This window comes from Bacillus sp. B28, from assembly GCF_029536185.1.
GTDB lineage: Bacteria > Bacillota > Bacilli > Bacillales > Bacillaceae > Bacillus > Bacillus halotolerans.
In genome coordinates this window covers 544,730-571,255 of the sequence record NZ_CP120511.1, presented here as the reverse complement: position 1 = coordinate 571,255, position 26,526 = coordinate 544,730, and the positions used below count along the sequence as shown (strand labels likewise).

The following is a 26,526-nucleotide window of genomic DNA, read 5'->3' as shown; positions in this document are numbered from 1 at the left end:
ACGCCGCTTGAAACGCGAACCGCTGTAAGGCAACTTTATCGCTGTTTATTCTCATGCGGGCAGGGCAGCTTGGCAACATACAAAGTCATTCATCATGCTGAATGAACAATCAGGCTTTCGGATATATTAACGTTCAAATGGTCAAAGACGCTCTGCAGTTAGCCTCCGGCGTTATAATCCTTTACATTACTGGTCAGGTGGTAGGATGAGTTTTACTTGGGAAGCATTTGTCCTCATGGTATCCGGTGTGGTTTTGCTTAGAATTTCAGGAAGAAAATCAATTGCGCAAATGACATCGGCACAAACGGTTGTCATGATTTCGATCGGCACCATCATTGTTCAGCCGATCATCGAAAACGGCCTATTAAAAACACTAGTTGCAGCTATCATTTTTACGCTCTCACTCCTTTTTATGGAATGGATTCAGTTGAAGTCTAATTTGATTGAAAGGCTGTTAACCGGGAAAGCGACAATTATCATTGAAGATGGCCAATTACATGTAGACAATTTAAAGAGAATGAGACTGACGTTAGATCAGCTGGAAATGCGATTGAGGCTGCACGGCGTTTCTACTTTACAGGATGTCAAAAAGGCGACGTTAGAAGCAAACGGCCTATTAGGCTTAGAATTAATTGATGAAGCCAAGCCTTTAACAGTCAGGGATTTAAAAAAGATTATTCACCCCGACTTTATCAAAGAAGATGTTCAGCCCTCCCATTCAAAGAACCGAAATTTATTTGATGAAATCGATCATGAAAATATAAATCCCAGTCCTAAAAAGCTGCATTAAAAAAGACGCCTGTGATTGGACGTCTTTGCGTGCCTTTTTTCATCAATTGTCGGCCATTCAATTGAACAGCTGGTGCAGCGCCTTCCTATTCCAAAGAACACCACAGATCCAGAAGATATACGTAATTTGTTAATCACTAATTGGAATAAGAATGGATTCCAATTACGGATCTCCTTCCGCCTTATAACAAAAACCAAAGGCGAACACGGCAGAGGAGACATTTTAAAACTTGCCGGTCTTGTATGCGGTGTCGTGTTCAAACACCAAAGCGAGAAAACGTTATATGTAGCCGGAGATACGGTTTGGTATGATGCGATCCAAGAAGAGATCGATACACACCAGCCAGAAATCATTGTAGTGAATGGAGGAAACAATCAATTCTTTGAGGGCGGCTCTCTCGTCATGGGGAAAGAAGATATCTATGAGACGCATCAAGCTGCCCCTCATGCAAAAATAATCGTGAGCCATATGGAAGCGGTCAACCATTGGACATTATCCAGAGAAGAATTAAAAAGCTTTATTCATGAAAAAGGCATGTCATCTCATGTTTTAGTGCCGGAAGATGGCGAATCATATTCATTTTAAATGGATAAAAGAGTTCTTGTGGATAAGCATGATATTCTCCGTCAGCTTGGTGCTCAAGAAAAGGCCCTTCCTTAGAAGGGTCTTTATTAACCTGATTTTTTAAAAAAGATGAAGTATTTGGTTGATATCTCAAATCCTAGTTTTTTTGCTGAATGAATAGATGATTTGTTGCTGACATCACAATCCCAACTAGGGCTGACGCCGTTTTCGAGACAATCATTTATAAACTTACTTCCAGCTATATAAGCGAACCCCATCCCTCTATATTCTTCACGTGTATAGATATCCATTTCCGCACGATTGCCGCCTAGAAATATGGAAGTGCACTCACTGACAACAAGATTGTCATACAAAACCGCGAATCCAAATCCGTTTTTTAAAAAATTCGAGACTGAGCCCCAATATTCCTCATAATAAGCTTTTTGAAATGCAGTGCTGCTTGAAATGATATCTTCATTTATTCTTTTTAATGTAAATCCCTTTGGAAGCTGAAAAGCCTTTTTGGCAGAAATTTGTTGAAAAAACGCATATCGTATCATTTGATTCAACTCATCAGGCAGTACAGTTTTTATTACGCTGTCCCATGAGCGATTGGGAGAAAATAGAGTAAATCTTTTTTGGGATTTGGCTCTCTTTTTGTATAATTCAACGATACATTCATTAACATTTTGATTTCTTTCATCTCCTGCAACACAATAAATTCCTGAGCTGGTTCCTATCAGAAACGATTGATCATCTGCATAAACAACTCCCGGAATTGTTTGTTCTAATATTGAATAAACAAATGTCGGGCAACATGTTTCTTTATGATGTATCAATGTTTTGACTTTACTATATTGTTCTTTTTTTATCTCCTGCAAACTGTACCCTCCTATCACTTTCCCTCTTTTATTCTATCCGTAAAAGAATTCCCCTCTTTTTAACGACACTTCTGTAAAGAGCTCTCACCATGATTCAGTATGATACTTCAGCCTGATAAGGTTTGTTCTTAACGTTTCTAAAGGTATTTATTGCATGTTTGTTAAAGTACCGCGACTTTCTCGGAAACGATTTATTTCTGTTATATGTATTTTTAGACCTCTGTAACAAATTATTTATCCCCAATTTCATTTAGAATTTGATGCAAAACGAAAACTGTATTATATTGTAAATATCTCTGTTATAATCAATTACTTTACTTTTCTGCACGTAACAATACATTCTTTTAAAAAGGACGGGAGGAAATTTGCATGTCAAACCATTCACCAATGTTTCCCCAATTAAGTGACAATGGCATTCACTATTTTCAAACTTATGATGAAAGCCTTGGTCTTTGGCCAGTTCCCTACAAAGCATATTATGTATCCACTCGTTTCGGTCAAACGCATGTGATTGCAAGCGGACCAGAGAATGCGCCGCCACTCGTATTGCTTCACGGGGCACTATTTAGCTCCACGATGTGGTATCCCAACATTGCGGATTGGAGCAGCAAATACCGAACTTATGCAATCGATATCATAGGTGATAAGAATAAAAGTATTCCTGCAGATTTATGTGGTACAAGAACGGGTTACGCCGATTGGCTTCTTGATGTGTTTGATTATCTAGGGGTCGAAAAGCCTCACATGATCGGACTCTCACTTGGCGGACTTCATACTATGAATTTTATTTTACATGCGCCAGAGAGAGTAAAAAGTGCAACTCTTCTTAGCCCAGCGGAAACATTTTTACCATTTCATCACGATTTTTATAAATATGCGCTTAGTCTCACAGAACCAAATGGAGTTGAGAGTTTCTTAAAATGGATGATGATAGATCGCAATGTGTTACATCCACTTTTTGTGAAGCAGTTTCATGCAGGAGTTATGTGGCAGGATGGAGCAAGACAGCAAACCCCTAAAGCCGACGGATTTCCGTATGTTTTCACCGACGAAGAATTAAAATCAGTAAAAGTCCCGATTCTATTATTGCTAGGTGAACATGAAGTCATTTATGATCCGCATTCAGCCTTACAGCGCGCATCTTTATTAGTGCCTGGAATTGAAGCAGAAATCATCAAAAATGCGGGCCATGTTTTATCATTGGAACAGTCTGAAACCATAAATGAACGAGTTCTGAGCTTTTTAGAATAGCCAGTAAGATGAGGAGACACCCACCACTCTACATATTCATCTTATAATTTCTAAGAACCTATCTATCAACATTGAATGCATTTTTATTTACTTGCCAGTTCCTTAATGATCAAACTTAATTCATAAATTCCCTTTTGGAGATCTTCAAGGGATGCATAAGCGTATGACAAGCGAATATAATTGCCTTTTTCCTGAGCATAAATACTGCCAAGATTGAGAAGAATCCCTTTTGTTAAGGCTTTTTTATAAAGTAATTTCATAGATATCGAAGGCAATATTTTTAACCAGATAAAGAATCCCCCTTTAGGAATAGTCCAAACAGCTGCATTCTTCATATTGGTTTCTAAAGCGCTCGTAACAAATTGCCTTCTTATCTTTAATTGATGTCTCACCCGTTCTAAATGCCGCTGATATTGGCCAGATGTAAACCATTCCGCCGCTACTCTTTGAGACAACGAACTCGATCCGTAATCTGTCTGCATTTTAATGTCAGATAAACGTTCAATCACTGGCTCTGGCCCGACTATCCATCCAATCCTTAAGCCAGGGCTTAGCGTTTTCGATAAACTTCCTACATATAGCACATGGCCGTTTTTATCTATTGTTTTAATAGGATATGGCGGAATGTCATCTATCCACAGCTCACGATATATGTCATCTTCAATAATGGGAAGCTGCGTTTTTTCGCTTGCGGCAAGGATTTCTTTCCGCCGCTCTTCTGACATTAAGATACCAGTCGGATTTTGAAAACAAGGGTTTGTATATAATATGGCTCTTCCCCGTTCCCCCTTTGTCATATGAATATGGTTTGGCAAAAGCCCCTCTTTATCCATAGGAAGTCCAGTCAGATTCATTCCGGCTGATTGAAATACATGTAATGAATAAAGATAAGATGGCTGATCAAGAAAAACAGTTGAACCTCTTTGCAAAAGCCCCATTGATATAAGCTGTAAGGCTTGCAGTGCTCCTGAAACAATAAGAATGGATGAAGGTGAAGCATGAATCCCGATTGTTTTTAAATAATCACTCAATGCCTCTCTTAAAGGCAAGTATCCTTTTGGTTCCTCATATCCGAACGCCTCTATGTTTTGAGACACCTTGCCCATAATCTCTTTCATAGCAGACAAAGGAAAAATCTCATTTGAAAGTTCTCCTTTGCTTAGCTGTATAAGATCAGAATTTGATTCTGATTGATTGATCTCTTGAACTATTCTTCGGCTTGGCTGCTGGATTCCCGAAGTTACATGTTTCTCCCAATTGGGTGCAGAATTCTTAGCCAACAGTGTCCAAGTATTGTTGATGACAACTGTCCCTTTGCCCATTCTGCCTTCAATCAACCCATCTGCCATCAATTCCTCTAACGCTGTGATAACCGTGCTTCGATTTACATGAAAGTCTTTTGCAAGCGTTCGCTGGCTTGGAATCTTACTTCCAATCGGCCACTCTCCATTTCCTATTTTCTCTTTTATATAATCAATGATTTGTAAGTACTTAGGAAGCTTTCTAACCGTTTTTTCTTCTGTAAAGCTCATCAAAAGCAGTCTCCTTCAACTAAAGTGGTTGGGTCAAAAATTGTGTAACTGGTTGAAGCCATTTTATCAAATCTCTATTAGTATAAAACACACTAAATAACTGGTTGGTTTTTGTAAAGAAGGAGTGAAGATCATGAAAAAGAAAACTGTGCAATTCATCATATCTTACAGTCTTATGATCGGTTTGTGGGCATCAGCTTTTCCGGGAATTCGTGTAGGTCTGGAATATTACACACCCGAACACCTTGCTTTATTTCGTTTGTTAATCGGATCTATGGCATTGTTGCTTTTTGCTGTGCTGACTAAAATGCGCTTACCTGACATGAAAGATATCCCTGTCATCTTATTATTAGGGTTTTTAGGTTTTGCACTCTATCACATTTTGCTTAATATCGGTGAAAAAACAGTTAGTGCCGGGATTGCAAGCTTACTCGTAACCACAGCACCAATCTTTTCTGCGGTGTTGTCTCGCCTGTTTTTTGGTGAACATTTTGGTTTTTCTAAATGGATTGGCTCTATCATTAGTTTATTGGGTGTGTCATTTATTTCATTAGGAACAGGAGACCATGCGCTTTCAATGAAAGGAATTCTGTTCATTCTGCTGGCAGCTTTTGCAGAGAGTATTTATTTTGTTTTTCAAGCCCGTTATATAATAAAGTATGGTTTTATTCCATTTGTAACGTTCACGATTTGGGGTGCAGCCTTACCAATGCTTGTTTTTCTTCCAGGCCTATGTGGGGAGTTTTTAAACGCCTCAATGAACTCCACATTGTCTATCGTTTACTTAGGTTTATTCCCGACGGTCATCCCATACTTTGCGCTTGCATATGTAACTTCAATCGTCGGTGCTTCTGAAGCAACGATTTCACTTTATGTAACACCTGCTTTGACGATGGTGATTTCCTGGATGTGGATAGGGGAAATGCCTTCACTTATTTCACTGCTAGGCGGAATGGTGACTGTCAGCGGGGTATGTTTCACCTACATAAAAGGAAGCAAAATAAAGATGTTAAAGGAGATGAAAAAGTTCTAATTTCCTTTTCTGTCTTGATGTACGGTATCGGTCGGTACCCTGCTTCATGTCATGACATGCATGAATAAAAAAACATACCAATCGTATTTGGTATGTTTTTTTCTAAGATGAGCTCTTAACATTGTAAGTCCAAAAAAAGCATATCTTAATTATACTCTCATCGTTTGATCAATTGGTGATCAAAAACCTTTACTACGACATTATTTATTGCTTAATCAATACCGATAACTCACCTTCGAATACTTTTTCTTCTTTATGATTATAAGTAAATATCAATACAGTAAGTATTCCCGTTCCACTTTTCTTTGGTTTCTTATCTACCACCTCAACAACTGAATGCAATTCATCGTCTGGATACACGGGTTTTATGAATTTAATATGATTCATCTCTGTTCCAGCAATAATATCGTCGCCATAGAACCCCTCTTCAATCCAGAGCTTAAAAGAAATGGCTAACGTTTGTATGCCAGAAGCGATGATTCCATTAAATCTGCCTTTATTCGCTTTTTCCTCGTCTACATGCATATATTGAGGGTCAAATTCTTCCGCAAACCTCATTACATTTTCTTTTGTTACCCTAAAAGACTTTGTATGAAATACTTGTCCAATCGCAAATTCATCCAACTTCATAAATACACCTCTTATCAAAATATTCTTCATCAACTATCACATAAAAAATACTTTATCATATTTCATGTAGATCATCCTTTACATTCTCACCTATAAAACTTGTCAGATCAAATGTTCAGAGTGGGAAAGAACCATTTGAAATAGCGAACGTGACAGCCCAAAGATGATTTTGCACATAAAATAAAAAAACTGGTTTTTAATAGGATAACTTGTTTTTTACAAACAAATCATTCAGAAACACATTTCGTTTTCTTCTCTTTTGGTCCATATAAAATTGAAGCAGCTTTTATAGGTTGTCTTAAGCAACGTGATTGTTGTCTGCAGTTAATCTGCTGGACACATACTCCCAATTGCAGATAAGATTAAAAGATACCATCGAAGGGGTGTCATAGTGAGTGAATATGAAAAAAGATACCAGCTGGTATCTTTTTATATTGAAAAGCCAAAATGAGATCATTTTGGTTTCTCTGTATCGACTTAAAACGTGAAACTGGTCATAAAGTTTTATTTTACAGATTAGATACGATACACTCCGCATCCCCCGCGAGTTTGAATTCCCCAAACCCGTTAGGCAGCAACATATGATCTCCTTTTTTAAAGTCATATGTACGCTCGCCGGAGATTATCCGGCCTTCTCCTTCGATGACGCTGACAAGAAGGAATGATTTTTGCTGTTTTAAACTTGCTGATCCTGTTAACTCCCACTTTTCCACTGAAAAATAAGGGCACTCAATCAATACAGCTATGTGCAAATCATCTGTTTGTTTATATTGAACCGTTTGCTGCTCTGGCGCAAATGGTACGTCTATCACTTCTATGCTTTTTTCCAAATGGAGCTCGCGCAAATTGCCTTCTGTATCTTTCCGGCCATAATCATATAATCTGTAGGTTGTATCGGAATTCTGCTGCGTCTCCAAAATGAGAATGCCTGTCCCAATCGCATGAACGGTGCCGCTTGGCACATAGAAGAAATCCCCCGGTTTTACCTTTACGCGGCGCAGGAGCTTGTCCCATTTTCCATCTTCTATCATCGAGATCAGTTCTTCCTTTGTGTTTGCGTTGTGGCCATAAACGATTTCTGCATCTTCTTGGCAGTCTATGATATACCAGCATTCTGTTTTTCCGAGCTCTCCTTTTTCACGCGTTTTTGCATACTCATCTTTCGGATGCACCTGAACGGATAAGTCTTGATTGGCATCCAAAATTTTCGTGAGAAGAGGGAAGCGGTCCCCCTTCAGATGTCCGAATAAATGCCGATGATGATCCCATAATTCACTGAGCGTAAGCCCCTTGTATAACCCGTTTTGAACAATACTTTGTCCATTTTGATGTGCTGCAAAAGCCCAGCATTCCGCCGTTCGTTCTGATGGGATGTCATAGCCGAAAGCAGCCAAAGCGGTGCCGCCCCAAATCTTTTCTTTGAAAACAGGCTTGAAAAATAACGGTTCAGTCATCATGAAAAATTCCCCCGCTTTATATGATTTCATCCAGGAGTTTGTATGCTTCGTCTTTTGTCTGGACAGAGAGCAGCCTTTCCCTATAGCTGTCATCCATCAGTTTTCGAGATAGCATTTGCAGCAGTTTCAGATGCTGGTTCCCTCCGCTATCTTTCGGTACAGCGATCATAAAGATTAACTTTGCTTCTGATCCATCAAGACTGTTCCAGTCAATGCCTGATCGTTTGATTCCAAACACTACACTAGGCTTCTTGACGGCATCAGACTTCCCGTGCGGGATCGCGATATTCATGCCAATCGCCGTTGTCCCCTCTTGTTCGCGATTCATGATCGCTTGTTTAAAACCGCTCTCTGAATGCAGCATACCTGTGCGGGACAATTTTTGAATCATTTCATCAATAATGTCATCTCTGGTTTCGCCTGATAATGTTGGTTCAATAAGATCTATACTCATAATGTCTGTCAGCTTGTTAATATCCGTCTTCTCCATCTGTCTGCTTTCCGCTTCATTGTTTTGTTGCGGAACGTCATTCGATGCTGCAGCTTCATTCAGCCCGGCGGGTGAAGAAACCGGAATATCTTTTTTTAGTACATTAACTAAAAGAGCGGTGGTAAGAGATCCGGCAATCACTGCAATAAAAAACATCAATACATGATCAACGGCGCCTAGTACTGCCACTATAGGCCCGCCGTGCGCTACTCTGTCTCCGACATTGCCGATCATAGCGATCACAGAACCAATCATAGAACCTGCCATAATCCCCGGAATGACGCGAAGCGGATCTTGTGCCGCGAATGGAATGGCTCCTTCAGTGATGCCGAAGAGACCCATGGTAAATGATGCTTTTCCCATTTCTCTCTCCGACTCCTGAAATTTTCTTTTTCCAAAAAACGTTGCAATCCCAAGGCCAATCGGGGGTATACAAATGGCGACGGCAATCGGTCCCATAATTTCATAGTTTCCTTCTCCGATCATGGCCGATCCAAACAGGAATGCCACCTTGTTTACGGGGCCTCCCATATCAAATGAAATCATTGCGCCTAAAATCAATGCCAGCAGGATGGAGCTTGAACCTTTCATACCCGCCAGCCATACCGTTAAAGATTCGAAAATTTGGGCTACAGGTGCACCGATCAAAAACACAAACGCCAAACCTACAATTAGTGAAGCGAACACTGGAATAATAATAATCGGCATAATCGGCTGAATCGCTTTTGGAACCTTTAATTTTTTGATCCAAAGGGCAGCATACCCCGCCAAAAATCCGGCGATGATGCCGCCGAGAAAACCGGCGCCGCTTGCACTGCCGTAAAAACTTCCCGTCGCTGCAATATATCCGCCGATCATTCCTGGTACAAGCCCGGGCTTATCAGCAATGCTGTACGCGATATATCCGGCCAAAATCGGGATCATGAATGAGAATGAGGCACTTCCGATCAGTTCAATCGTTTTCCAAAAAGATTCATCCGGAATGACTAAGCCTTTCGGTGTTTTCTCACCTCCAAGCGTCAATGCAACCGCTATCAATAACCCGCCGACGACGATAAATGGAACCATAAAAGAAACACCGTTCATTAAATGACGATAAATCGGATTTTGTTTTTTCTCCTGTTGATTGCCGGCTTCCGAATTTGAAGCTGAACGGTAGACCGGCACATCGCCGCTAAGTGCTTTTTGAATTAATTCTTCCGGTTTGCGGATTCCATCCTGAACCCCGACAGACAACAGTTTTTTTCCTACAAACCGGTCTTTGTTTACCGAGCGGTCTGCCGCGATAATGATCGCGTCTGCTTCACGAATCTCCTCTCCGGTCAGCTCATTTTCCACTCCGATTCCGCCTTGGGTCTCGACTTTCATTTGGACGCCTAATCTGTCGGCAGCTTTTTGCAGATTTTCAGCCGCCATATATGTATGGGCAATTCCATTCGGACATGATGTAATCGCTAACAGTTTCATACGATTCCTCCTTTAAAGTATGAATCATAAGGCCTGTAACAACTGTATATTAAAATCATGCTTGTAAAAGCGCTGTTTTTTACCGTTAATTCCGGAAAAACCAGCATTTATCCATACGAAAAAAAGCAGGGCATCAAAGCCCCGCTTTTAATAATTCAAATAAGATAAAAATCTCATCACATTTGTTTCTTCAGTCAGCTTATGAATGAATGCCGGCTGCTCACTCAGGTATGACAGTTCATGGAACAATTGCTTTGTCATGTTTTGATCCTCGTGTTTGACAGCCAGCATAAAGACGAGCGACACTTTTTCAGCCCCCCAATCAAGCGGGTCTTTTAATGTGGCAATCGCAATGGCTGATTGTTTAATAAATTTAGAGTTTGCATGAGGAATCGCAATGCCAGCCCCAATGTTTGTCGCCGACATTTTTTCTCTCATCACAGCATGAATGGCATACTCCTTTTCCACATACCCTTTCTCGTATAAAGCCATTGCCATTTGTTCAATCAGCTTATAGCGATGAACTGACTCTTGCTGCAAAAAAACTAAGAAAGGAGTCGTATTGTTCAGCATCTTAAACGTTTTTTGTGTTTGGCGTTGGGATTCGTCAACCTGATCCATAAATGCACTTAGTTTCTTCTCATCAGAAGGCTCCAACAGCGGTGATACAACAATATGAGGAATCGGCACATGTTCCAGCGCTACCGTGGAAATGACAAGATCTATGTCCCCATTCTTTTTTGTGTAATCTGCTAAATCAGCTTTTGCAATACAGGCCTTCACAGCGATTTGATGAAATTTCCGTTCAATTTTTGTCCGCAGCAATTGTGACATTCCAATGCCCATGTGGCAGACGATGATTGCCTTTTTACGCTTCTCGCTGCTGTGGTGCAAACGTTCGGCCGCAGCTTGAAAATGCAATGTCAGATAAGCGGCCTCTTCCTCAGGAATAGAAAGAGCAAACGTTTGATTGATGTCTTCCAGAACGTCAATGATCATATGAAACAGATAGGGGTACATTTTTTTTATGTCATTTAGCATTGGATTTGATACAGAAAGATCGTAATTCAGCCGGTTTAGCACTGTGTTAAGATGGATGTTCAATCCGTTGATCAAATCCTGATCATTATGAAAATCAAGCATTTTCAGCTCTGACACACGATCGATTAAATGCCGCACAACCATGGGAAGCAAGGGATTTTCCAGAACCTTTTTTTCTTCTTCCCAAGACCGAAAACGAACTTTTCCGCCGAGTATATGGAGCGTTACATACACGGCTTCTTCTTTAGGGAAGCGGATGGCAAAAACCGCTTCCAGCCGTTTTAAACATGTCATTGCCCATTGATATTCTTTCTTCTTTTCTACTGCTGCCATTTCTGTTGGCGAAATCGAGATAGGCTGCTTCATTTTGATCCGGCGTATCATCAGCAATGTATGCAATAATAAATTCTCGAACGTTTCATCTGTGAAATAGATAGAATGGTGCTTTTGCAATGTTTTGAATTCATTCGACACACATTTCACTTCATGAGTTAAGAACTTGCTTTTGATAAACTGACTTGTAAACTCTGGATTATCAATCAAATCAGAGATTCTGGCTAAGGCTTTTCTTTTATTTCTTTCATTTCCCTCAATCTTTAAACCGAGCCGCTGCTTTGACACCAATTTGAGATCAAATCGCTTTAGCCACTCTTCAATTTCATGTAAATCCCTTTTGATGGAAGACTTATTCAGAAAATGCTGAGCGGCAATTTCTTTTGCTGAAACATGTTTTGGGTTCATTAATAATTGATAAGCGATTTGCAGAATTCTTTCTTCATCGGACTGGTGCTTTGAGCCAAAATGTTCAGTACCCAATTGTTGAGTTAACCGGGCCCTTTCATGTTCTTCTATATTTAAATAGACACCTAATCCTGGTTTGCGAATGAGCTGAGCAGGAGAATGTTCATGCAGATAACCTTCGATCGTTTTCAGATCATTCCTGATCGTTTTTTCAGAACACTTTACCCTGTCGGCGAAATCTTGCACGACTAAATAGTCATCAGGTTCAGATAACAACAGATACAAAATGTCTTTTTGTCTAGTATTCATGTATCTCATCTGTTTTTCTATCCTTCCTGTGTTTCACTCAAATGATGTACGATAGTATAAGTATACTACATAGGAAACCGCTTACATTATAAAGTAAAATAAACGCGTTAAAAGTTTCGTTTTTTACCGAAACTTCCGGAAAAATTGGATTTATGCGCAGAAAATTCACCTGTTTATCATGAAAAAGAAGATACTCACCATTAAAGAATGTTTAGGACAAGCTTCAATTGGGATGAATTTCATTAAGTAAACAAGTACTAATTTATGAACGAGCACCTAGTGTATTGCAAGACCTCCCATACAGGTTTACAAAAAAAGAGCAGCTCCTCAGCTGCCGCGACAAAGATATAAAATTATAAGGTTTTTTCTACGAAGAAGTGATGTTAGATGAGCTATCAGTTAAAGGCTATGAAAAGTATTTAATTAAGGTTTTTGTGACAAATTGTAAAGTAAGGGGATTAACTGCAGAACTCATTGTTCCTAAGACTACATGATGTGGATGAAAGCGTAACAATGTTATTGATCTGAAAATCGTCTGTCCTTTTCAGAAAAAGAGAAAAAAGGAGAATGACTATGAGTATTGAGATAAAGGCGGTAACTGAAGAGAATCGTGAATCTATTCTGTCTCTTCATGTTCACAAGAGCCAAATATCATATATAGAATCAACCAAGCAATGTCTAGAGGATGCAACTGAATGTCAGTATTATAAACCTGCTGGACTTTATTACGAAGGGAAGTTAGTCGGTTTTGCTATGTATGGATGGTTTCCTGAGATTGATGAAGAAAATAAAAACGGCAGAGTGTGGCTTGACCGATTTTTCATTGACGAGCGTTTTCAAGGCCAAGGATTAGGCAGCAAGATGCTTGAAGCTCTTATTCATCACCTTGCTGAGCTATATACATGTAACAGAATTTATTTAAGCATTTTTGAGAACAACATTCATGCTTTGCGCCTGTATCAAAAATTCGGCTTTACATTTAATGGTGAGCTCGATTTTAACGGCGAGAAGGTCATGGTAAAAGAGCTATAAGTACTTAAGCTGTTGAAAGGCTACATTGACGAGACTTCAGTTCATGTAACATGATGACGTTTCACGCAAATGAAAAAGCATACTATGTTCTTGGTATGCTTTTTAAATTCTTTCAGCACTTTCTCTTCATTTCAGTAAACGCAGCTTTCCGATCTTATTGCATTCTAATGCGAACCATACACTGCCTTCTTTGTCACAGCCAATTCCGTGAGGTTCGCCATTAGAGGTTTTGATTGTATATTCTTCAAAGGTTCTCTCTTTTGTCAATCTTCCTATTTTATTTGCTCCCCATTCAGTGAACCATAAATCCGATTCGACTCCCGCCGCAATAGCATGAGGCCGGGCATTTGGTGTAGGAATATCAAATTCCGTTATTTCGCCGGACATCGTGATCCTTCCTATTTTATTCCCCATTATTTCTGTAAACCAAAGGGCACCATCGTTTCCGCTTGCAAGACCTACTGGCGCTGCTCCCGGTGTTGGGATTGGGTATTCCGTTATTTCTCCTGATCGGGTTATCTTGCCGATCGCATTGTTTTGGTTTTCAGCGAACCAAAGTGAGTCATCGGGCCCCAACGTAATAAAAGAAGGATATGATTCTTTATTCGGCAGTTCGTATTCATGAATCACATCTTCTGCAGTCAATCTCCCTATGCGGTTTCCATTCATTTCAGTAAACCAAATATCACCGTTAAGACCTTCAGCAATTCCATATGGCGCTGAATTTGGATGAGGTAACGGGTACTCTGTAAATACGCCCGTTTCTGAAAGCCTTCCAATTTTATCAGCCCCATTTTCAGTAAACCAAATATCACCTATTGAAGATATGGTCAAACACAGCACTCGTGCATCAGGAGTTGGAACGATAAATTCCTTGATTGTTCCATTTTGATGAAGACAACTGATTTTATTTGCTTTATGCTGAGTAAACCATACATTTCCTTCACGAGAGACCGCTATCCCATAAGGACCAGAATCCGCTTGTAACATATCTATTTCTTTCAGCTCAATATTCAAATAAATCCCTCCATTTAAGCATACCCTTATACAAAAAAGCCTCCTATTCTCATTATACGAGACAGGAGGCAATGGAATTCCAGTACAGACTGCTGGTTACCTTATTTTCTGGGCATGTAGACAAAACAATTTAATATAAAATTTCTGAGATATCTCACTTTTGGGTTTGAAGTTCTGTTTTTCTCTAATGACTCGTATGTCTTCTAAAATTACTGCCCTTCACTTCAGCTACATCATATACGGTAACAAAGGCATTTTTATCAATTTCATTAATAATTTCCTTTAGTTTTGTTTCTTCAAGGCGGTTGATGACACATGTGATTTCTTTAAATTTCTCGTGGGAAAAACCGCCATAAGCTTCTTTATAGGTAGCACTTCGTCCTAACTGATCACGTATTGTCTCTACCATTAATTCAGGCTGGGTTGAAATAATTTGAAAGGTTTTAGAACCACTTAAGCCTTCCTCAACGATATGTATGACTTTGGACGCAATGTAGTAAGCAATGACTGACAGTAATGCCCCTTGTAAGCCAAATACAATGGATACAAAAATAAACACAAAAAGGTTTAAGAATAAAATGAGATCGCTCGTTCCAAATGGCAATTTTCGAGACAGCAGCACAGCGAGCATATCAATTCCATCCAATGCGCCGCCGTTACGTAACGCTAACCCCATTCCCAATCCAAGGATAATCCCGCCAACAACGGTTATTAACAGGGTATCCCCCTCTATGATGGCTGGAGTGTGGTGGAAAAACATTGTGCCAGCGGCAAGTGTTACGATTCCGATAATGGATAATAATGCAAAGTCTTTCCCGATTTGCTTATATCCTAACCAGACAAACGGGATATTTAAAGCTGCAATAAGGACCCCTAGCGGCAAATCAAACAGCTGTGAACCAACGATACTAAGGCCTGTCACCCCTCCATCAGATACACTGTTTGGAATCAATACGGTTTCCAGTCCATACGCCGCTATCATTCCTCCGATAATAACCATTATGACTTGCAGTACCCTTTTTATTTTAAAATGCTTATGTTTTTTGTTTGTATTCATCTCATTCCTCATTTCGAATATTTAGTCTTAATTTAAATATACCATAATAGGTTTATTTATACTAAAGACCATATTCAGAAGGTATCTATATGTTCCCCAACAGTAACCAAATGAATTCCTCTGATAAGTTCCAGAACTTTCTTCTCCATGTTCATAACTCGGCGGATTTCTTCCCTTGGGGAGAAAAGTATATGCCGAAAAGGAAGGCTTGAAAACACCGATACTATCATGATAGCGCAATGTTTGAATTGAGATGTTATTGAGACGGGCTGTTTCTCCAATTGTAAAATATTCCTTCATCCATTATCTCCTTTCTATCTGTCAGCTCCTTCAGAAAATCTTTCATCTACCTATTCACAAATACGGACTAAACCCTAAACGAACTAACTCGAGAAAATAGAAATCCCTAAAATCTGCTGAAAACAAGTTTTATACCAAACTGTCATGAATGAATACATGTATAACCGAAAGCCAATATTAGACTTTAGAAAAAAAGCCTAATCTCCCAAAAAGATTAAGCTTTTTCCCTTTACTATGCTTATACTCAGCCCTCAACACTGCTTTGTTTTATGAAAGCTTGTTGTCATTGCAACATCACTCTGAGTATTGTTAAAATGTTTGTCATCGTCGATCGTCGAAAGTGTATAAAACTCAGTTGAATGATTTCGCTCATCTCTCTATTGAATTCATTAATTCGTAGAAGTATTCTGGCTGATGTGTCTTATTGAGGTTATACCATGAATGTAATGTATCTGGCGCAAATACATCTAATGTTTTCAATACTTCCATCGCAAATTCCAGAGGAGCTACTCCTGAAGCAGTAATCAAATTCTCACCAGATACCGCAGGCCCCACCTCATAAAACGTTTCTCCTTTATAATGAGGACAGACCATTTTTAGATACTCTAAGTCATTGCTAGTATGCTTTCTGGAATCTAGGTATCCCATATTGGCGAGGCCCTCCGTTGCACCGCAAATTGCAGCAACAATAGTGCCCAGCTCTAAAGCTTCGCCAACTTTTTTCAAGATAGGCTGATGAATATCTTCTCCCCAAGTATTCGCTCCAGGTAAAATGAGAAGATCTTTCCTCTCAAGAGTGCACTCACCAACGGAAATATCTGGTTTTACGCTTAAACCTCCCATTGTAGTAATCATTTCTTGATTAACTCCTACTGTAACTACTTTTAAAGGTGCTGCATCTTTTTTGAAATATCTTCCTGAGTTTAGTTCAGCGATTAAATATCCATATTCCCAATCTGACATTGTATTACATACATAAAGATAAACTTTTTTCGTTTGCATCCCATCACACTCCGATCACAATTGATATAGCCTATTATATATTACTTCCCTGACAGAAGTTATCGTACTTGATGACATTAATTCCGACAGAACATCAATAAGGCTTATTCGCTAAAAACTTAAATAGATTTACCGTATAAGTAATCATCATTTTAGGGATTGTAAACACTGGGATGGGATTTTGGTTATTTTTCTCGGGTATGCAAAAATTAAAAGGACAGAGTATGGCTATGATAAGCTATGTCGATCCATTTGTATCTATATTAATTTCTGCCATTATCCTGCAAGAACAAATGACCATTGTTCAAATGCTAGGTGGCGCACTCCTTTTAGGCTCAACATTTGTTAGCGAGAATAAATCAATCACATTTTCCAAAACGATTACAGAAAATATCAGCTAAGTAACGTACAAAACAGTGGGGAGCATTTGTTACCTACTGTTTTGTTTCTTTTGTTTGCAACTTGACCTACTAACCTGACGATTACTGCTATTACCCTATTGTTCCTTGATTATTATATAGGGCGTATCCTGTCAGCATTTTATTAAGTCCTTCTGAGTAATACGGCATTCGTTCATTTGCCTGTTCAATGTCAACCCATTCAATTTGCAATATCTCGTTTGGCTTTTTAATCGCTTCGGTTCCTCCAACAATTCGTGCTTCAAATGTAAAAAGGATAGCGTGATGATTCCTCTTTACATATTTCGCTTCGTTAACAGCAATTAAATTCCCTATTTCTACTTCAAAACCTGTTTCTTCATGCACTTCACGTATAGCAGCTTCTATTAACGTCTCATCAGGTTCAACTCTTCCACCCGGAAGTGACCAGTGTCCTTCATGATTATCCACCATTAATATCTGATTACATTTACTTTTAATCAACGCATACACAACTTTTACTTCTTCCATGGGAATCTCCTTTATAGAACAAAATTCATTCTCGGTTGATTGTTGTTTTTTTACTATAAATGATAACTGGTGAGTTTTGATGAGCAGCTTTCTCTCATAGCTGTATTTTCTGCATAAAAAATAATACCAAAGGCAGTTAAACCCTCGGTATAATTGGGATGCGGCCGAGGAATTGAACCTTCACAGGTTATTCATTCACTAGACCTCAATAAAGAGAAACTGTGTTTTCTGTTGAAATACCCTTATAAATCAACGTTTGATTTACGTACTCTTGTCTTTATTTAAACTTTTGGAGAGATTCAAACTCGCTGCTGTAAGGAAGACTTATATTTAATCTTTTAATCGCTTTTCCATCAGTTCTGCCATTTGTTTCGAATTTGGATTTCCTTCATGTTGTAATTGATCAATGATATTCATATAATCCTTTTCATTTCGGTTCTGACTTAATTTATATGAAGCCTGAATTTCTCCCACCTTCATCTTAAATCCGACAATACCTTTCAGCTGACTTTCTAAGAGCTGAGGAGAAAGCTTATCCCATAAAACAGGATTCTTACGGTGCTTTTCGTATTTTTGCAGCAGCATTGTCAGGTCATGTTTTAGCTCTTCTTCGTTCAAAATGCTGGCTGTACCGTATACATGTACGGCTTGATAGTTCCATGTTGGGACGTTTTCCTTTTCATACCAAGAGGAAGAGATATAAGCGTGCGGTCCCTGAAACATAACAAGCACATCTTCACAGGTTTCAAATGTTCTCCATTGAGAATTCCCATAAGCAATATGCCCCGTTATATAGTAAGTATCTCCCTCTTTCATGAACTGCAATGGCAAATGAGTTGCAATTGGTTTCCCTTGTGCTGTTGTGACAATTGTGCCAAATGAGTTGTTTTGAACAAAGTCCCAAATGTCATCAGCATTTGTAACCTTATAGTATTTTGGAATATACATATAAACCCGCCTCTCATAAAAAGTTATACGAGTGTTTTGATCATGATAAAGTCTATTTGTTCTTCATCACCCATATAAAAAGAGTGGGCTCCAGTTTGAACAAACCCCATTTTCTCATAAAAAGCAATAGCATTTTCATTTTTTTCCCATACACCTAGCCAGATTTTCTTTTTATTAGATTCCAGCGCAATTTCCACAGCTTTATTGAACAGATATTTGCCAAGGCCATGTTTTTGGAATTTGTTCTTGATATAAATCCTCTCGATTTCTAGTGATTCATCACCCATTTCTTCAGACTGAGCCTCATTGGTATTGACCTTTAAATATCCAGCGACTTCATGATTAAAATAAACAAAAAAGAATTGTGAAGAGACAGTGGATAATTCCTTTTCCAATTGTTTAGAATGAAACGCACTTTCCAAATAAGCTTTCATATTTTCAGGTGAATTCTGGTCTTTGAATGTATCATTGAATGTTTCAATACTTATTATTTGGAGTATTTTTAAATCTTCATGGCTGCATTTTTTTAGTTTTACACTCATGCTCATATATGCTCCTTTTAAAATTAATAATCTCTCTTGTTCCCTTTTTTTACATATTCCCAGTCAACTTCTACATTTTTTCTCATTCTTTGAAGAAGGTGAAAAATGGTTTCCGCTTCTTTTTCAGAAAATCCTGCTAATGCGACACTATTCGAATGATCATTTTCTCTTTTTATAACGGGAAACACATCTTTCCCTTTTTCTGTTGGAAAGAGTTTTTTTATCTTTTTGTTATGTTCATCATCCATCTTTTCAATAAAACCGTTTATTTCGAGTTTTTTTATGGCACGAGCTGCGGTTGTTCGGTCTACTTTAATCATTTCAGCTAACTTTTCTTGAATGATTCCTGGGTTTTCACATATTCGGACAAGGTACAAATACTGCCCTTTTGTGAGGTTATATTCTTTAAATTCTATATTGCTTATCGAATCTAATGCCCTTGCAATCATTCCGATTTCGCGAAGAATTTCCTTCATCATGACCTCCTTAGTACATATCTTTGTTGCAAATACAACAAAAATGACCTATATTGAATATAACGTAGCTTTGTTGTATTTGCAATAAAAATAACGAAGAAGAGGTCGAGTAAAGTGAAATATACTTTTTATGTATTAGGAATTTTCATTTTAACTCTTGGTATTTCCTTCACTATCCAAGCAGACCTTGGAACTTCACCCTTTGATGCAGTTGTGGTAGGACTGTCTAAAAATGTGGGGCTTACAGTGGGAAGCTGGGAAATCATAATAGCGTTCATATTGATATGCTGTAATTCAATTTTAAATAGACAAAGACCGGAAGTTTTGGGAATGTTAACAGCATTTATAACGGGGATTGGGATTGATATGTGGCTTTTTTTATTGCACAATTTGATAACGCCTGACCTATGGTTCAGCAAAATGATTTGTTTTGGAATCGGCTTAGTCGTTATAGGATTAGGAACTGCAACCTATTTGCACACAAATTTTGCACCAATTCCAGTTGACCGATTAACATTCATCATAAAAGACTTAACTAGAACAAATATCTTTTTTTCGAGAACATTCATTTATGTCGTATTCTTGATAGCTGCAATTATTTTAAATGGGCCAATTGGCGTCGGGACTATATTAACCGTTTGTTTAGGAGGAATAATCCTTAATGCCTTTATGCCATTTACAGAACAAATATTAGACCGCATATTCACACACTCTAGTACATCACCAAATGATGACAAAGATAAAAAGCATTCAATATAGGCTGCTTAATGTAAAGAGAAAGTGGTTTTTATTTTCGCAGTTTCTAGGTGATTCCTCATGAAATCCATCCGTATACAGTGTGGCCATCATTTCAAAAAGCTGTCGAGATTTACTCGATTGAGCTAACATTCGTTATCTCTCCTTAAACAATTTTTTCGAACTTTCATATCTATTCCATGGTAATATTTAGATATAACTAATTGAAAGGATTGGACAATGATGGTATTTGAAGCTAAGTCTTTGTTTACTGAAGCTGAAAACCGAAAAAAGATTATAAAAAACTGAAAAATCAACTGATTAAGCTAAGAAAAGCATGTAAGGCTGTTGATGATGGTGAGGGATGAAATAATGAAGAAACTGAGAAATATTTTTTATTGTAATGTTGTCCTAATGCTGCTCGTCTTATTGCTCGTTGGATGTATGGGCGGTAAGGAAGAAAAATCAAATAATGATTCTGCATTACAATCTGAAAAAAAGAATAATGAGACTGAAGATAGCAACCAAATAACTAAGGATGAATCAGAGGCAACAACAGGATCAGAAGAATCCGGAACAAAGAATTCAAATGAAAATGCCTCAACAGAATCCTCAACGGATGAATCAAAAGAAACCTCTTTAGAAGGACAAAAAAACGAGGCGAACAGCGAAAAAGACAATGTATTAGCGGAATATTCTTCTGAGAAAATCGAATATGCCAGAGTTTGGTTGCAGCTTGGAGCAAATCAAGAGATAGATGAACTGAATGTTCGACATATTTCGGCTGGCGAACCAATCAATCCGAATGATGACACCAGTGCTGGCTATCCGGAAGATGTTATCCAGTTAGCAGGCTCTCGTTTAGTGGATGGATCTGTAACTTATAGCGGTAATGGCGATGGCACGATTAAAGTATACGATGTTCCTTTACGCTGGGATTCCTCAGATGATTTAAGTAAAGGCGTAATGCGGGAAGTGACTGAGGATATAATAAAAAATGCAAAAACAGTGTACGTTGATACAGGAGACAGTGAAAAAATCAAGCGCCTCATTGACATAATGGCTATTCATTAATCAGTAATCGTTTTATTCTAACGAAAATGCCAAACAAAATAAGGGACGGTTCTTTTATACATTGAACCGCCCCTCTGCATTTTATTCTGACACTAGAAATACCATGGTTGGTATCATGGTTGCCTTCATCCTTCAATGCTTCTTTCATGACAGTTTCATAGAAATCTCACTTAGCAAAATGCCTTCCTGGCGAATATACTAATCCTTTAATCCCTTTCCATCGAGAATTTTCTTCATATATTTTTCAACCCTTGACTCTCGAGTTTTGGATTGTTTGGCTTGAGAAAAATAAAGAATGTATGCTCTTTGCCGTCCCGGGGTCAATGCTTCAAAAGCAGTTTTCAAGGCAGGGATTTCATCGAATTTATGTTGAAGTTCCTCTGGAATGATGTATTCCGTATTCTTTTTAACATTCACTTCCAAACCGGCTTTTTCAACTTCAATGGCTTCATCAATATAGGCTTTCAAGATGGTTTCCAAATCGGCTATTTCCTGAACATTGGTGAACCGAATCTGGCGCGCCGCCTGTACATTCTCCGTTTGTTGGATAAGAATCCCATGAGGATCCTGTAACAAGGCGCCTTTGTGAAACAGAAGCGCACAATATTCTTTAAATCCATGTATTAAAACGACGTTTTTTTTATGAAACGTATAACAAGGATGCATCCACTTAAATTCTTCAGTCAGTTCACAGTCAAGAACGATATTTCTTAACCGCTCATATTCTTCCTTCCACTTTTCAGCTTTACTTAAAAATTCATCAACCTTAGGATTCGTTCTGCTATTTGTCATCAGGACCCCCCTCTTTTCCAAACCGTTTGCTTTTTCATCACGTTAGCTTCACCGGCTTGACCGTACTTTCCTCTAACAATTTTTTAGGCTCTTCACCCATTTAGATATCACGATCTTGATTTTTCTTCATCCCCTTCCCCTTAATTGGTATTTTTGACATCACGGTTTTTGTTTTATTCTCCTATCAGCAATTATATAGGTTCCGTCTTTATATGTATTCATAGATTAAGCTTAAGACGAAGTTTATGCAACAATAAAAAAAGACTCGGACAAGCTATTATAACAACGACAATAGATGTTTATGTTTCCCCAACAAACAAAGAGAAACTGCTGACCGTTTAAATGACTTACAGGTTAGGTGCACAAAAAAATACCAAGGCAGTCACCTTGGTATCATTGATGTTTACTTAGGAACAACCCTCAGTTAAGGTAAAAAATTAAGATGAAACAAGATAAAAGCAAACGCTTATACTTGATTTAATAATATTTTTCTATTCCTAGGAGAGTATTTTAGCTTTACCCTAAACTTAAAATTCTTTTTATTACATTAGGAATAACAAAAGACCGTTTGATTTCTTTATTTACTAGTATAATGTCTTTTTGTGTTTTCCCATTCTCTTCCCAAGTAACTTCTACTGTATAATCATTATTCGTATTTGGTGGATCTCCCATTATCGCTACTGCTACTTCTTTAGCATTCTTAGGTTCATCTGTTGCGTCACCTGATGCCTCAACAACACCATTTTCTTTAAACACAACCTCTTTTATTGAAAACTCAGAATCCCTTTTCCATGTAATATGAACCGCCCATAAGTCTTGTCTTGCAAGATCTATGTCTTTTTCAGGAGAATAGATAACACTCCATTTTCCATCTTTTGAATTCCCCTTCAATATAGGAGGTTGGTGGGTGCCAGCATAAATAAACCATGCTAAAAAAACAAGCAGTACAACAGAAAAAATAATTGCTAAAATAAACCTACTTTTTTTCATTTTAACTCCAATCTTTATAAGTAATAAATAGGATGTAAACTTATTATATTCTAATATGAATAATTAATAGTAAGATTAGGATATAAACTCATTAAAAAGATTGGACAATGAAGGGATTTGAAGCAGAATCTTTGTTTAAATGAAGCTTAAAATCGAGCAAAAGATTATAAAGAAGCTTTTATCACGATCATGTTGGTGTCACTGATCAATGGAAGGCCCCTTTCCTCGACATTAGGGATAAAGCTTTTCAATAAAGGCAACTATTATATTAAGATTTAACCTCTTTATTCCTATCAATGAATAGGGTTACTACAACACTAATTATGCTGACTAAAGTTCCTAAAACAGAAACAAGAATTGTCAAAAAGCCATTGGGAATAAGAAATCCAATTGGAATCATCCCCAGAAAAGTTAAAACGATAAAACATTGATATACTCCAGATATTATTCTTACAGCCATGTTGCCAAAAAAGGACATGGCTAATGGAGGGATGAATAAAAATACAACTATCCCAATGGATATCATTAAGATCTTAGGCTCTCCAAATGAAATGACATTATCTCCAGGGGAATCTTTAGCAGCCACTAGTATAACAACTATAGACATCATCAGTGTAAGTAAAACCAGAAAAAACCTTTTTAACATCGTTATAACTCCTTTTTTTATAAATGTACTTATAAACGGGTATTCGACATTTTTCCATTTCATAACCATTTTATATTATTCAATGAAAAAATAGGCAGTCAAAACGCAGCTATCAATAATATTTATCACTACTTACTATTAAGACATAAATTTACATATTGGTAAATAACCACATGATATTCATATGTGACATTGCAATGCTTTACGTTTTTCTTTGCAGCTTCCAAAGAATTCAAAAATTGTTCCTAGGCTCTTTCATATTCTAAAGAATCGATCAAGTTTCCTGCTACAATAAATTGACAACGTATAATTTGGACAGTTTCTTACACTCCAAAAATGTTGAGTGCACGATTTGCATCATTCATGGAGAAATACGTTTGTTTCATATAATATACATAAGACACTTTGAAAAAAGCCGGAACAGGACTTCTGACAAATGTGTGGGTTATTTGCTTGCAGCCAGTATCATTCGTCATAAATATCAAAGGAGGCAAAAACAGTATGAAAATCATTGTTACCAGTATATTCGTACAAGACCAAGACAAGGCACTCGAGTTTTATACAGAAAAGCTGGGGTTTGTAAAAAAGGAAGACGTTCCTATGGGGAAATTCAGGTGGATAACACTTGTTTCTCAAGATGATCAAGATGGAACCGAACTTTTACTCGAACCAAATGAACATCCTGCCGCTAAGGAGTATCAAAAGAAGATATTCGCCGAGGGCTTCCCAGCAACAATGTTTGGCGTTACAGATATTCAAAAACAGTACACACAATTAATGGAAAAAGGCGTGAAGTTCACTATGGAGCCGACAAAAATGGGAGAAGTCACAATAGCTGTCTTCGACGATACATGCGGCAACCTCATTCAGATTATACAAAAGTAGCTTCATGACGTTCTTATATTAACACCTAATAGTCAAAACGAGTAAAACAGATTTTACTTTGATATATAATGATCTATGAATCATTGACTCATTTATCTATATCATAAATTATAATGGTGGTGGCTTATTATGACTCTGAATGAAATAATGGATTATTGCCTGTCTTATCCAGACACCTATAAAGACTATCCTTTTGGTGAAGGATGGACTGTGATGCGTCACAAAGGTAATAAAAAGTTGTTTGCGCTTATCTTTCATCTAAATGGCCATCTATGCATCAATCTTAAATGCGAACCTGAACGCGCCAATTTTCTGCGCAGCATCTATAAGGAAGTGAAACCCGGTTATCATATGAATAAAGACCACTGGAATACCATTATTTTAGATGGTGCCCTCACGAAAGAAACTCTTGGTGATATGGTGCAACATAGTTTCGAATTGACAAAGCCGAAGAAGTCTCACAGCTAAAATGAAAAACTGATCTATGGTAATTAGTCGAGGTTTCAGGATATACACGGACCAATTGACCTTTCCTTTATTGGAAATCATACACGTTCCCTATTGTTTTTGCTTGATCTGATTTTTTCGAAAAAGTTATTGACAATAAAAATATTATCATGTTATTATTAAATATTTTGATTATCCACCTCCATATATGGTAAGCTTAAGAAGGTTACCATATACGGAGGTGGATGATATGTTTCAAATTGGCGATAACATTGTTTATCCAATGCACGGAGCAGGTATAATTGAAGCCATAGAAGAAAAAGAATTCTTAGAGGAAAAACAACAGTATTATGTCATAAAAATGTCAATCAGTAATATGAAAGTTATGATTCCAACGCGTAAAATATCGAGTTCAGGTATACGACCAGTTACTGATATACTTGCGTTAAAACACATTATACACATTTTTCAGCATGGAGAATCAGATAGGTTACTGCCGTGGAAACAAAGGTATAAAGTAAACACGAACAAAATAAAAACGGGTGAAATACAAGACGGCGCCGAAGTTGTACGTGATTTAATGCGTATGAAGAAAGAAAAAGCACTTAATGCAAGCGAAAAAAAAATGTTGGATCATGCATATGAATTTTTGATCAGTGAACTGGAAGTAATTAAAGGAATCACTGAAAATCAAATAAAAAGTTTCTGTTAAGGTTAATATTACACTCCGAAAACATTCTGAATTTTTCATCAATACCATGATTAAAGGTAAATCATTTCAAAGACATTCAACTTTTTCACCTTATTTTTAGTACATTAACCTCTTTTGTTATTCCTACAATCTAATCCATTTTTATTATTTAAATTTCTTCAACGGACATTTGAAGTTTATCAAATAGTCACTTGATTTTAGTACCTGATTCACACTGGCACGGACAAGGAGCCGTAAGGATGAAAGAGAGGTAGGGCTTTCATTGTTTTAGGTATATCTAAGTCAAGAAAAATCAATCAATCTCCCCTCTATCGTTAAGAATTTCTTATATCCACTGCGCCAGTCAATAGTTAAAGAAGCCTACTTCTAATAAGGATCAGTCTTATGAAAATTTGAAGTTGGTGGAATTCTTGCAGATGAACCAGCAGTTATTATAATTAATCAACAACACATAAAAATTATTAAATGAACGAAGAAAAGGATGATTCTTTACAAAAGGGATGGTCCTTTTTGTTCACCATTGGTAAAAAGAGAATATACATAAACTTCATCTGATGTGATGAATGAAAAAGAAGGAGAGTATCGGAATTATCATGGATGACTCCCGTTTAGTGCGGCGCTTTTAGCGGTTGATACACGACACATGTAGAGTTGGAATTTTAACATTTCGTAAAAGTTTGCTTCCTAATAAGCTGTAGGTGTCTTTGAAAGAAATAAATAACTTATATACATTACCGCATATTGTCAATCCGATATGTTCTACTTGTAAAGAAACCT

The 26,526-nt window shown here is 37.7% G+C and carries 25 protein-coding genes and 5 pseudogenes; 12 read left to right on the top strand and 18 right to left on the bottom strand.

Features of this window, described 5'->3' with window-relative positions; genetic code table 11:
- Window positions 1-205: 205 nt before the first annotated feature.
- Window positions 206-790, top strand: coding sequence for a DUF421 domain-containing protein (locus P3L57_RS03000; protein ID WP_069487550.1), 585 nt, complete (start codon window positions 206-208; stop codon window positions 788-790).
- Between the two features lie 183 nt (window positions 791-973).
- Window positions 974-1,375: pseudogene (locus P3L57_RS02995) on the top strand (MBL fold metallo-hydrolase); the annotation flags it as partial.
- An 86-nt stretch (window positions 1,376-1,461) separates the two neighbouring features.
- Here P3L57_RS02995 and P3L57_RS02990 read toward each other — a convergent pair.
- Window positions 1,462-2,235 carry a GNAT family N-acetyltransferase gene (locus P3L57_RS02990; protein ID WP_069487549.1) on the bottom strand — a complete coding sequence of 258 codons (774 nt, stop codon included), beginning with the start codon at window positions 2,233-2,235 and terminating at the stop codon, window positions 1,462-1,464.
- 369 nt (window positions 2,236-2,604) lie between these two features.
- Between P3L57_RS02990 and P3L57_RS02985 the strand changes: the two genes are divergently transcribed.
- Window positions 2,605-3,486: a carboxylesterase gene (locus P3L57_RS02985; RefSeq protein WP_069487548.1), complete on the top strand. Its 882-nt coding sequence runs from the start codon at window positions 2,605-2,607 to the stop codon at window positions 3,484-3,486.
- Between the two features lie 83 nt (window positions 3,487-3,569).
- Here the strand turns inward: P3L57_RS02985 and pdxR are convergent, their stop codons facing one another.
- On the bottom strand, window positions 3,570-5,018 hold the full coding sequence (gene pdxR / locus P3L57_RS02980; RefSeq protein ID WP_069487547.1) for a MocR-like pyridoxine biosynthesis transcription factor PdxR: 1,449 nt from the start codon (window positions 5,016-5,018) through the stop codon (window positions 3,570-3,572).
- A gap of 133 nt (window positions 5,019-5,151) precedes the next feature.
- Between pdxR and P3L57_RS02975 the strand changes: the two genes are divergently transcribed.
- Window positions 5,152-6,051 (top strand): DMT family transporter, encoded by a 900-nt coding sequence (locus tag P3L57_RS02975; protein WP_059291881.1) that lies wholly within the window; start codon window positions 5,152-5,154, stop codon window positions 6,049-6,051.
- Between the two features lie 204 nt (window positions 6,052-6,255).
- Here P3L57_RS02975 and P3L57_RS02970 read toward each other — a convergent pair whose 3' ends face one another.
- The 4 genes from P3L57_RS02970 to manR form a co-directional block, all read right to left on the bottom strand.
- Window positions 6,256-6,681: a MaoC family dehydratase gene (locus tag P3L57_RS02970; protein ID WP_044161648.1), complete on the bottom strand. Its 426-nt coding sequence runs from the start codon at window positions 6,679-6,681 to the stop codon at window positions 6,256-6,258.
- 509 nt (window positions 6,682-7,190) lie between these two features.
- The gene (manA, locus tag P3L57_RS02965; protein ID WP_059334565.1) at window positions 7,191-8,138 is read right to left on the bottom strand and encodes a mannose-6-phosphate isomerase, class I; all 948 of its coding nucleotides are present in this window, start codon (window positions 8,136-8,138) and stop codon (window positions 7,191-7,193) included.
- 16 nt (window positions 8,139-8,154) lie between these two features.
- On the bottom strand, window positions 8,155-10,095 hold the full coding sequence (locus P3L57_RS02960) for a PTS fructose transporter subunit IIABC (RefSeq protein ID WP_069487546.1): 1,941 nt from the start codon (window positions 10,093-10,095) through the stop codon (window positions 8,155-8,157).
- Between the two features lie 147 nt (window positions 10,096-10,242).
- The gene (gene manR, locus P3L57_RS02955; RefSeq protein WP_069487545.1) at window positions 10,243-12,195 is read right to left on the bottom strand and encodes a mannose transport/utilization transcriptional regulator ManR; all 1,953 of its coding nucleotides are present in this window, start codon (window positions 12,193-12,195) and stop codon (window positions 10,243-10,245) included.
- 564 nt (window positions 12,196-12,759) lie between these two features.
- Between manR and P3L57_RS02950 the strand changes: the two genes are divergently transcribed.
- Window positions 12,760-13,218, top strand: a complete 459-nt coding sequence (locus P3L57_RS02950) for a spermine/spermidine acetyltransferase (protein WP_044161656.1) — start codon at window positions 12,760-12,762, stop codon at window positions 13,216-13,218.
- 126 nt (window positions 13,219-13,344) lie between these two features.
- Here the strand turns inward: P3L57_RS02950 and P3L57_RS02945 are convergent, their stop codons facing one another.
- The 4 genes and pseudogenes from P3L57_RS02945 to P3L57_RS02930 form a co-directional block, all read right to left on the bottom strand.
- Window positions 13,345-14,235: a Vgb family protein gene (locus P3L57_RS02945; protein ID WP_069487544.1), complete on the bottom strand. Its 891-nt coding sequence runs from the start codon at window positions 14,233-14,235 to the stop codon at window positions 13,345-13,347.
- A gap of 184 nt (window positions 14,236-14,419) precedes the next feature.
- Window positions 14,420-15,292 carry a YitT family protein gene (locus tag P3L57_RS02940; RefSeq protein WP_044161659.1) on the bottom strand — a complete coding sequence of 291 codons (873 nt, stop codon included), beginning with the start codon at window positions 15,290-15,292 and terminating at the stop codon, window positions 14,420-14,422.
- Between the two features lie 195 nt (window positions 15,293-15,487).
- Window positions 15,488-15,592, bottom strand: a pseudogene (locus tag P3L57_RS02935) (MerR family transcriptional regulator); the annotation flags it as partial.
- Window positions 15,593-15,961: 369 nt separating this feature from the next.
- Window positions 15,962-16,594, bottom strand: a complete 633-nt coding sequence (locus tag P3L57_RS02930) for a type 1 glutamine amidotransferase family protein (protein ID WP_069487542.1) — start codon at window positions 16,592-16,594, stop codon at window positions 15,962-15,964.
- A 143-nt stretch (window positions 16,595-16,737) separates the two neighbouring features.
- Here P3L57_RS02930 and P3L57_RS02925 point away from each other — a divergent pair.
- Window positions 16,738-16,995 (top strand): annotated as a pseudogene (locus P3L57_RS02925) (EamA family transporter); the annotation flags it as partial.
- Window positions 16,996-17,085: 90 nt separating this feature from the next.
- On the opposite strand, the gene P3L57_RS02920 reads toward P3L57_RS02925, so the two are convergent.
- The 4 genes from P3L57_RS02920 to P3L57_RS02905 form a co-directional block, all read right to left on the bottom strand.
- Window positions 17,086-17,502, bottom strand: coding sequence for an NUDIX hydrolase (locus P3L57_RS02920; protein WP_044161664.1), 417 nt, complete (start codon window positions 17,500-17,502; stop codon window positions 17,086-17,088).
- Window positions 17,503-17,832: 330 nt separating this feature from the next.
- Complete coding sequence (locus P3L57_RS02915) at window positions 17,833-18,450, bottom strand: FMN-binding negative transcriptional regulator (RefSeq protein WP_059291888.1); 618 nt, start codon at window positions 18,448-18,450, stop codon at window positions 17,833-17,835.
- Window positions 18,451-18,473: 23 nt separating this feature from the next.
- A complete protein-coding gene (gene paiA, locus P3L57_RS02910) occupies window positions 18,474-18,992 on the bottom strand; it encodes a spermidine/spermine N(1)-acetyltransferase (protein WP_069487541.1) in 519 nt (172 codons plus the stop codon).
- 23 nt (window positions 18,993-19,015) lie between these two features.
- Entirely contained in the window at window positions 19,016-19,468 is a 453-nt protein-coding gene (locus P3L57_RS02905; RefSeq protein WP_044161669.1) for a MarR family winged helix-turn-helix transcriptional regulator, read from the bottom strand.
- A 114-nt stretch (window positions 19,469-19,582) separates the two neighbouring features.
- Between P3L57_RS02905 and P3L57_RS02900 the strand changes: the two genes are divergently transcribed.
- The 3 genes and pseudogenes from P3L57_RS02900 to P3L57_RS02895 all read left to right on the top strand — a co-directional run bounded on the left by P3L57_RS02900 (window position 19,583) and on the right by P3L57_RS02895 (window position 21,277).
- Window positions 19,583-20,227: a YczE/YyaS/YitT family protein gene (locus tag P3L57_RS02900; protein ID WP_069487540.1), complete on the top strand. Its 645-nt coding sequence runs from the start codon at window positions 19,583-19,585 to the stop codon at window positions 20,225-20,227.
- Between the two features lie 216 nt (window positions 20,228-20,443).
- Window positions 20,444-20,559 (top strand): annotated as a pseudogene (locus P3L57_RS20695) (hypothetical protein); the annotation flags it as partial.
- A gap of 16 nt (window positions 20,560-20,575) precedes the next feature.
- Entirely contained in the window at window positions 20,576-21,277 is a 702-nt protein-coding gene (locus P3L57_RS02895; RefSeq protein ID WP_069487539.1) for a hypothetical protein, read from the top strand.
- A gap of 198 nt (window positions 21,278-21,475) precedes the next feature.
- On the opposite strand, the gene P3L57_RS02890 is transcribed toward P3L57_RS02895, so the two are convergent.
- The 4 genes and pseudogenes from P3L57_RS02890 to P3L57_RS02875 all read right to left on the bottom strand — a co-directional run.
- Window positions 21,476-22,069: a YdeI/OmpD-associated family protein gene (locus P3L57_RS02890; protein WP_069487538.1), complete on the bottom strand. Its 594-nt coding sequence runs from the start codon at window positions 22,067-22,069 to the stop codon at window positions 21,476-21,478.
- A gap of 516 nt (window positions 22,070-22,585) precedes the next feature.
- Window positions 22,586-23,059 carry a hypothetical protein gene (locus P3L57_RS02885; protein WP_059291891.1) on the bottom strand — a complete coding sequence of 158 codons (474 nt, stop codon included), beginning with the start codon at window positions 23,057-23,059 and terminating at the stop codon, window positions 22,586-22,588.
- A gap of 268 nt (window positions 23,060-23,327) precedes the next feature.
- Window positions 23,328-23,705, bottom strand: a complete 378-nt coding sequence (locus P3L57_RS02880) for a hypothetical protein (protein WP_069487537.1) — start codon at window positions 23,703-23,705, stop codon at window positions 23,328-23,330.
- A gap of 175 nt (window positions 23,706-23,880) precedes the next feature.
- Window positions 23,881-24,118: pseudogene (locus P3L57_RS02875) on the bottom strand (tetratricopeptide repeat protein); the annotation flags it as partial.
- Window positions 24,119-24,206: 88 nt separating this feature from the next.
- Here P3L57_RS02875 and P3L57_RS02870 point away from each other — a divergent pair.
- From P3L57_RS02870 to P3L57_RS02860, 3 genes are all read left to right on the top strand, one after another.
- Window positions 24,207-24,590, top strand: a complete 384-nt coding sequence (locus tag P3L57_RS02870; protein ID WP_044161679.1) for a VOC family protein — start codon at window positions 24,207-24,209, stop codon at window positions 24,588-24,590.
- A 129-nt stretch (window positions 24,591-24,719) separates the two neighbouring features.
- On the top strand, window positions 24,720-25,058 hold the full coding sequence (locus P3L57_RS02865) for an MmcQ/YjbR family DNA-binding protein (protein WP_044161681.1): 339 nt from the start codon (window positions 24,720-24,722) through the stop codon (window positions 25,056-25,058).
- 229 nt (window positions 25,059-25,287) lie between these two features.
- The gene (locus tag P3L57_RS02860; protein ID WP_044161682.1) at window positions 25,288-25,749 is read left to right on the top strand and encodes a CarD family transcriptional regulator; all 462 of its coding nucleotides are present in this window, start codon (window positions 25,288-25,290) and stop codon (window positions 25,747-25,749) included.
- Window positions 25,750-26,526 lie beyond the last annotated feature (777 nt).

What these genes read in the sequence shown, in the direction of transcription:
- P3L57_RS03000 (WP_069487550.1), top strand. Translation starts at nt 206, where the DNA reads ATGAGTTTTACTTGGGAAGCATTTGTCCTCATGGTATCCGGTGTGGTT.
- P3L57_RS02985 (WP_069487548.1), top strand. Translation starts at nt 2,605, where the DNA reads ATGTCAAACCATTCACCAATGTTTCCCCAATTAAGTGACAATGGCATT.
- pdxR (WP_069487547.1), bottom strand. Translation starts at nt 5,018, where the DNA reads ATGAGCTTTACAGAAGAAAAAACGGTTAGAAAGCTTCCTAAGTACTTA.
- P3L57_RS02975 (WP_059291881.1), top strand. Translation starts at nt 5,152, where the DNA reads ATGAAAAAGAAAACTGTGCAATTCATCATATCTTACAGTCTTATGATC.
- P3L57_RS02970 (WP_044161648.1), bottom strand. Translation starts at nt 6,681, where the DNA reads ATGAAGTTGGATGAATTTGCGATTGGACAAGTATTTCATACAAAGTCT.
- manA (WP_059334565.1), bottom strand. Translation starts at nt 8,138, where the DNA reads ATGATGACTGAACCGTTATTTTTCAAGCCTGTTTTCAAAGAAAAGATT.
- P3L57_RS02960 (WP_069487546.1), bottom strand. Translation starts at nt 10,095, where the DNA reads ATGAAACTGTTAGCGATTACATCATGTCCGAATGGAATTGCCCATACA.
- manR (WP_069487545.1), bottom strand. Translation starts at nt 12,195, where the DNA reads ATGAGATACATGAATACTAGACAAAAAGACATTTTGTATCTGTTGTTA.
- P3L57_RS02950 (WP_044161656.1), top strand. Translation starts at nt 12,760, where the DNA reads ATGAGTATTGAGATAAAGGCGGTAACTGAAGAGAATCGTGAATCTATT.
- P3L57_RS02940 (WP_044161659.1), bottom strand. Translation starts at nt 15,292, where the DNA reads ATGAATACAAACAAAAAACATAAGCATTTTAAAATAAAAAGGGTACTG.
- P3L57_RS02930 (WP_069487542.1), bottom strand. Translation starts at nt 16,594, where the DNA reads ATGCAAACGAAAAAAGTTTATCTTTATGTATGTAATACAATGTCAGAT.
- P3L57_RS02920 (WP_044161664.1), bottom strand. Translation starts at nt 17,502, where the DNA reads ATGGAAGAAGTAAAAGTTGTGTATGCGTTGATTAAAAGTAAATGTAAT.
- P3L57_RS02915 (WP_059291888.1), bottom strand. Translation starts at nt 18,450, where the DNA reads ATGTATATTCCAAAATACTATAAGGTTACAAATGCTGATGACATTTGG.
- paiA (WP_069487541.1), bottom strand. Translation starts at nt 18,992, where the DNA reads ATGAGTGTAAAACTAAAAAAATGCAGCCATGAAGATTTAAAAATACTC.
- P3L57_RS02905 (WP_044161669.1), bottom strand. Translation starts at nt 19,468, where the DNA reads ATGAAGGAAATTCTTCGCGAAATCGGAATGATTGCAAGGGCATTAGAT.
- P3L57_RS02895 (WP_069487539.1), top strand. Translation starts at nt 20,576, where the DNA reads ATGAAGAAACTGAGAAATATTTTTTATTGTAATGTTGTCCTAATGCTG.
- P3L57_RS02890 (WP_069487538.1), bottom strand. Translation starts at nt 22,069, where the DNA reads ATGACAAATAGCAGAACGAATCCTAAGGTTGATGAATTTTTAAGTAAA.
- P3L57_RS02885 (WP_059291891.1), bottom strand. Translation starts at nt 23,059, where the DNA reads ATGAAAAAAAGTAGGTTTATTTTAGCAATTATTTTTTCTGTTGTACTG.
- P3L57_RS02880 (WP_069487537.1), bottom strand. Translation starts at nt 23,705, where the DNA reads ATGTTAAAAAGGTTTTTTCTGGTTTTACTTACACTGATGATGTCTATA.
- P3L57_RS02870 (WP_044161679.1), top strand. Translation starts at nt 24,207, where the DNA reads ATGAAAATCATTGTTACCAGTATATTCGTACAAGACCAAGACAAGGCA.
- P3L57_RS02865 (WP_044161681.1), top strand. Translation starts at nt 24,720, where the DNA reads ATGACTCTGAATGAAATAATGGATTATTGCCTGTCTTATCCAGACACC.
- P3L57_RS02860 (WP_044161682.1), top strand. Translation starts at nt 25,288, where the DNA reads ATGTTTCAAATTGGCGATAACATTGTTTATCCAATGCACGGAGCAGGT.